Source organism: Methylobacterium sp. Leaf91 (assembly GCF_001422815.1).
Lineage (GTDB): Bacteria > Pseudomonadota > Alphaproteobacteria > Rhizobiales > Beijerinckiaceae > Methylobacterium.
The window spans coordinates 1-5855 of sequence record NZ_LMMP01000038.1; the positions used below are offsets into that span (position 1 = coordinate 1).

Annotated in this window: 5 protein-coding genes and 1 pseudogene; 1 reads left to right on the forward strand and 5 read right to left on the reverse strand. The window is 64.5% G+C overall.

The genetic code is table 11. From position 1 onward, the window contains the following. Nucleotides 1-432: 432 nt before the first annotated feature. From ASF32_RS18390 to ASF32_RS18410, 5 genes are all read right to left on the reverse strand, one after another. Nucleotides 433-777 carry a hypothetical protein gene (locus tag ASF32_RS18390; protein WP_056431677.1) on the reverse strand — a complete coding sequence of 115 codons (345 nt, stop codon included), beginning with the start codon at nucleotides 775-777 and terminating at the stop codon, nucleotides 433-435. A 104-nt stretch (nucleotides 778-881) separates the two neighbouring features. After that, on the reverse strand, nucleotides 882-1103 hold the full coding sequence (locus ASF32_RS18395; protein ID WP_156467889.1) for a hypothetical protein: 222 nt from the start codon (nucleotides 1101-1103) through the stop codon (nucleotides 882-884). 145 nt (nucleotides 1104-1248) lie between these two features. Next, the gene (locus ASF32_RS18400; protein WP_082490468.1) at nucleotides 1249-3804 is read right to left on the reverse strand and encodes a CheR family methyltransferase; all 2556 of its coding nucleotides are present in this window, start codon (nucleotides 3802-3804) and stop codon (nucleotides 1249-1251) included. A 35-nt stretch (nucleotides 3805-3839) separates the two neighbouring features. After that, nucleotides 3840-4094 (reverse strand): hypothetical protein, encoded by a 255-nt coding sequence (locus ASF32_RS18405; RefSeq protein WP_056431682.1) that lies wholly within the window; start codon nucleotides 4092-4094, stop codon nucleotides 3840-3842. 30 nt (nucleotides 4095-4124) lie between these two features. Further along, on the reverse strand, nucleotides 4125-4424 hold the full coding sequence (locus ASF32_RS18410; RefSeq protein WP_156467890.1) for a hypothetical protein: 300 nt from the start codon (nucleotides 4422-4424) through the stop codon (nucleotides 4125-4127). Between the two features lie 545 nt (nucleotides 4425-4969). Here ASF32_RS18410 and ASF32_RS24785 point away from each other — a divergent pair. Next, nucleotides 4970-5760 (forward strand): annotated as a pseudogene (locus ASF32_RS24785) (IS630 family transposase); the annotation flags it as partial. Between the last annotated feature and the right edge of the window lie 95 nt (nucleotides 5761-5855).

The window sequence follows — 5855 nt, forward strand, 5'->3', positions numbered from 1 at the left end:
AGCAACGGCGACCCGAAGCCCTTCGTCTGGACCGCCGACCCAGATCGCATCATCCAGGCCGCAAAGCGCGGGCACCAAGTGTTAGACTCGCACCACTAGCGAACGTGTCCTCGCGCTGGAGCGCGTCTATGGGACGTTCACGCGCCGGCGCCGTAGCAAGGCCAATGGTCCATTTGGCCGGTTCATCGCCCAACAAATCGATGCGCGCCAAGACCGCATATTGGCACGAGCCTAGGCGGCAGCACCTTTGTGTCTCCGAGAATCCATGACTTCGACATGGGGATGGTTGGTGACGGTGGTTTCGGGCCTACCGGCGGTAGGGGACGGTGCGGCGGCGACGTAGTTCTTCAATGGCTTGGGCCAGCCTCTCCTTTGCGGCCTCGGCGCTCTGGGGACTGGTGATGACGGCGCCGGGTGGCTTCGGGCGCTCGGTCATTGCATCACCCTCAAGCACCCGGCGGTGTCGCACTGCATGTGCAGATGCTCGTTGAGACTGGCCCGTCCCCATTGGAGCGATCCCTTGCAATGCGGGCACTCGACGGTGCCGCTTGTCCCTGGCTCGGCCGAGATGGTCGCCATAATCGCGACGAGCGGGTTCGGCCTCCGCGGTAGGAGATGAGCCAACCCCTCGGCGAGCCCGTGAAGGGCAGCGGATGCGGCCTGCTGGCGTAGGTCTCGGTGATCGTCGCGAGCCTCGATGGTCACGGCGGCGATCATCGCCATCTCGCGGGCCTCTCGGACTCCTCGGGCGTAGGCGGCGGCTTCGGCTGGGGTCATTGGCGATTCCTTGATGGAGAGGACGCTGGTCGAAGGGCATCCCGCCCCGCAACAGCATCGGCCGGCGAGGTGGTGGGTCGGGCAAGGGATGGGCTGGGCCCAAATCATGAGCGCCACCCCGCGAGGCCGGACCATGCATCGGTGATGATGGTCTCGCGCTGATCGGCCTGTGGGTCCGCGCCCTTAAGGCACTTCACGACCTCGCCCTCGCCCTCGGTGCGGAGGCCGGCGGCGAACAGCATCGCGCGGGTCTCCGCTGCCCCCTGACGCGCGAACGCAGAACGGTCCACGTCGATGGAGCGACGCTTGCCGCCCATGTCCTGCACGACGATCCGCCCTCCCATGAGGCAGAGGCGACCGGGCTCTGCATAGGCGTGCCGATGCTCGCTACCCTTGCGCAGGCAGCCTCGTTGGCGTCACGCTAGCTCGGTGGGGCAGCAAGCTCCCGGACGCGGAGCGCAAAGCAGTCGGTTATCCCTGCTCCAATAAGTTTGTGAAGTTCGCTACGATTCCGGGCATCCGGCTGCCTTTTCGGGACGAGGCCATCAACTGAACATGGTAGCGGGCGCCGTCCGCGCCCTCGATTATTCGCTCGGAAGGCCGGCTTGTCGCCAGCACCGTTGGTATCTCGTTCGATAGCCACGTCAGGGGTATCGGCGACGAGAAGTTGCGCAGGGGCCGGCCGACGTCGCTAGGCTGCAGACCAAAGATCTGCGCCGCGGGGGCGGTGAACATGCGGATGTTGAGATCCGGCGTCAGGAGCACGCTGGCGACGTTCATGCCCTCGAACAGCGTGGACTGGTCGTCGCTCATCTGATCAATGGCCTCGATCTTGGACGTCAGCTCGGAATTCACCGTCTGAAGCTCCTCGTTCAGAGACTGCGTCTCCTCTTTCGAAGCCTCCAGCTCCTCATTGGCGGCCTGCATCTCCTCGTTGACGGAGTAGAGTTCCTCGTTCGAGGATTTGAGCTCCTCAAGGGAGGTTTCGTACTCCTCGATCACCCCCTGAAGCCGCTCGCGCGTCGCGTTCAGTTCGCGTTCCAGGCCTTGGAACGCCGTGTCCCGCTCATTCGTCTCCAGGGCCTGCAGCTCCTTCACGACGGGCGCAGTGGCTTCGTTGAATACGACCAGGAACAGTGGCTCGGTCGCGCCGGCCATGTTCAGCGGCTTGACGACTAGGGAGATCGACTGGAGACGGCCATCCGGTAGCTCGACGTCGATACAGTCGCGTACGACCCGGGTATTGCCCTCAATCGCCTCGCGCAGCGTTGTTCGGAGATCCAGCCGTAGGCCTTTGCGTGCCATCGCGGCGAGCTCCCGGGTCGGCTGGCCTGGTACAACCTCCAGATGATCGCCGATCCGCGACGAGTAATGCACGGCCTCGCCCGTCCGCGTCACGACCGCGTGCGGCGGCGTGAACTCGGACAACATCAACGTCTCGACCGTGTGCCGCAGGGCCGCGTGCGTTGTCACGTTGCGCCGGTACGGCTGGCCGGCACCCGCGAAGGCTGGCGTGTCCGGCCCGGACATTGGTGGCAACCGGGCCGGCGGGATCATTTCGCGGGCCTGGAAGATGCGGTTCCGCTTGTCGATCGTCTCGAACAAGTCTTCGAAGCGCGTCACGTTCTCGGCCATCCCGATAAACAGGTAGCCGCGCGGACGCAGGGCGTAGTGCAGCACCGGCAACAGCTGCTGCTGGGCTTCGACGCCGAGGTAGATCAGCAGGTTGCGGCAAGAGACAAGATCAATGCGAGAGAACGGCGGGTCTCGCAGCACGCTGTGTGGGGCGAAGGTGCACAGGTCGCGTACGGCTTTCCCGACCACCGCGCTGTCGCCGTCGACGACGAAGTGCCGCGCGATCCGTTCGGGCGAGACAGCGGACAGGTAGTTCTTCGGGTAAAGGCCGGTCCGGGCGACGGTAAGCGAGCGCTCGTCGATATCGGTGGCGAAGATCTGCACGCGCGGCGGATCCACCAGGGTAAGCATGTGCTCGCGCAAGAGGATGGCCAGGGAGTAGACCTCCTCGCCGGTCGAACAAGCCGGCACCCAGATCCGCACGACGTCGGTCGCTACGCGCTCGTCGAACAGCTTCGGGATGACGTCGGCGGCCAGGGCCTCGAAGGCGGCGGAGTCGCGGAAGAAGTTCGTCACACCGATCAGCAGATCCCGAAACAGCGCCCCGACCTCGGCCGGGTCGGCACGCAGTAGTCTGAGGTAGCCGCCCGGCCCAGTCGCGCCGACCACGCTGATGCGCCGCTGCAAGCGGCGCACGAAGGTGTTGGGTTTGTACCCCGAGAAATCATGACCGACCTGCGAGCGGAGAATGGCGAAAATCTTAGTGAGCAACTCGGCGTCGAGCTCCCGCACAACAGGGTCAGCCCGAGCATGCAGCGCGGCGGCGCTGTGCGCGGCGATCCGATCGCCCATCCTGTCGGCCGTCTCGCCGAAATCGACGAAGCCGGTCCGCAGCGCGCTGATCGGCATGTCGGGGGTATCAGGGCCGGAGCCATCCAGCGTCTGGGCCAGAGTCAGGCCGCCGCGCTCCTTGATCGCCTTGATGCCGATGGCGCCGTCGCCGTCGCCGCCGGACAGGATCACACCGACCGCGCGCTCGCCCTGGTCGAGGGCTAGAGCAGTTAGGAAGATATCGATTGGTTTGGTCTCGCGCTCCCCCGGCCCGAGCGGCCTCAACGTCAGTCTGCCGCCCGCGATGCTCATGACGAAACCAGCCGGCATGACGTAGACGCGGCCCTGTCGGACTGGCATGCCGTCGGTAGCGGCCTCGACCTCAAGCGGCGTGAAGCGAGACAGCACGTCTGGTAGCAAGCTCTTATGCGTCCGGCCGAGATGCGTGACGACTACGAAGGCTGCCCCGAGCGTTTCCGGCACCCCACGGAAAAAGCCTTGCATTGCTTCGATGCCGCCCGCGGACGCGCCGATGCCGACGATCGGAAAGTGGTCCTGGTCCATTACTGCCTTCTGGGCCTTCAGATTGATGCCGCGCCTTTCGTCGGGTCCCAGCATCATGCGTTCTTGCTCGATGTCGAGGACAGGCGCTCGAATCAGCCGTCGTTCGTCGCCTCGTGCACGATGTAGGCAAGGCAGCGGGCCCGAGCCTCGGGGCTTTTCAGCTGCACGAACAGACGCAGCAGCGCCATCATTTCGAGGAGCTGATCCGGGGTTGCCACAGGGATTTTAGTGTCCGGTGCTTCAGCCGGGTCGGCCGTCAGGAAGGTCGCGACTGGAACACCCAGCGTCCGGGCGATGCGATCTAGCATGCCGGGGCCGTCGTCCTGCGGATCGTCACCATTCGCCATGGCTTTTCGCCGATCCCTCTGACCCGTCGGTCAATGCACTGCAATCCCGGCCATGCGCGGTCCGATCCCGTCGGCAATGCGACGACCGACATGATGTAGCACGTGACCGAGGAGCAGACGGGTCTGGGTGTCAGGCTCGTTTTCAGCGGCCTCGTAGGCCTCGATGAGAGACATCACCAATTGGTTCGACGGGACGAGATTGTCATCCTTGCTGCATGCTAGTGGCCCTGCAGCGGTCTGCTCGCGTGAGCGCCGCACGAGATCGCGCGAGACCTGAAGCGTTTGCCGCGTCTCTTCGGCTGCCGCGCGCAACTCACGGGCAACTTCCAAGCACCGGTCTGCGTGTAGGCGGTGCGTCATGAGCACTCCGATGTCAGCTGCATGCCCGCACGTAGATAACTTGTGGGCGATTGCTACGATCGTGCACACAATTTTAAATCACGCAATCCGAAGATCGAGTTCGATCGCGATTGGGAGGATCGAACGTCAACATCCATTACAGGTCGGCTTTTCGCGCTTTTCAAATAGGGCGAGCCGACGCAAGTACCTGCGCTGAGTTCTCTGGTCATCATCCGATAACCTGCCGGGAAGCGGACCTTTCGGCCTTCTGCAAGGGGTCGGGAGCGGACGGTACCAATTGTCTGATTTGGTCGCTAGCTGCGCCGATCCTTAGGTGGTCGAGAGAAAGTCCTGGAAATTTGACGCTCGCGATGTCGCCGGCGAGCATTTTCGTCGGGAAGCCACGTCCGTACCCAGCATCTACACCTGTAGAGACCCAGCCACCTAGAGCGGTGTCCGATCGGCTTGAATCGACCGGGGTTTCGGGGGCGGCGCAGATGTGATTCGATGCGCGGCTTTCCGAGGAGGAGAGCCGGATGCCCTCAGCCCTGTCAGCGGATCTGCGTCAGCGTGTCGTAGTGGCGATCGAGGCAGGAGCCTCCCGCCGGGAAGCCGCCAGACGGTTCGAGGTCAGTCCCGCCAGCGCCGTGCGCTGGCACGAGGCCTTCGTGCGGGAAGGACGCACACGGGCCAAGCCGATGGGCGGCGATCAGCGCTCGCACGCCATCGAGGCCCAGGCTGGCCTGATCCGGCGGACCTATGAGGCCAAACCCGAACTGTTTCTGCGCGAGCTGCGCGCTCGACTGGCCGAACACGGCCTGCGGGTCGGGGCGAGCAGCCTGTCCCGCTTCTTCAAACGCCACGGCATCACGCGTAAAAAAACACCGGCCACGCCGCCGAGCAGGATCGGGAGGATGTGAAGGCGGCGCGCTTGGCCTGGTTCGAGGGTCAACTCGACCTCGATCCGGACAGGCTCGTGTTCCTGGACGAGACCGCGACCAACACGAAAATGGCGCGTCGCTACGGATGGGCTCCGCGTGGCGAACGCTGCCGGGTGGCCGTGCCGTTCGGACACTGGAAGACCGTCACGGTCACGGCGGGCCTGCGTGCCAGCGGCCTGACGGCGACCGCGCTCTTAGATGGACCCATGACCGGGGTCCGCTTCCGCCGCTATGTCGAGGAGACCTTGGTGCCGACTTTGAACCAGGGTGACACGGTCGTGCTCGACAACCTGCCCGCCCACAAGGTCAGCGGCATCCGCGAACGCATCGAGGCGGCCGGTGCCCGCCTGCTCTACCTGCCGGCTTACTCCCCAGACTTCAATCCGTGTATGGATGACTCCTGCGGGTCAAGGATGTCGGATCGGTTCGGGTGAACTGGTCGGTTGCGGCCATGTATACGGCGTCTGATCTGCAGCGGGAT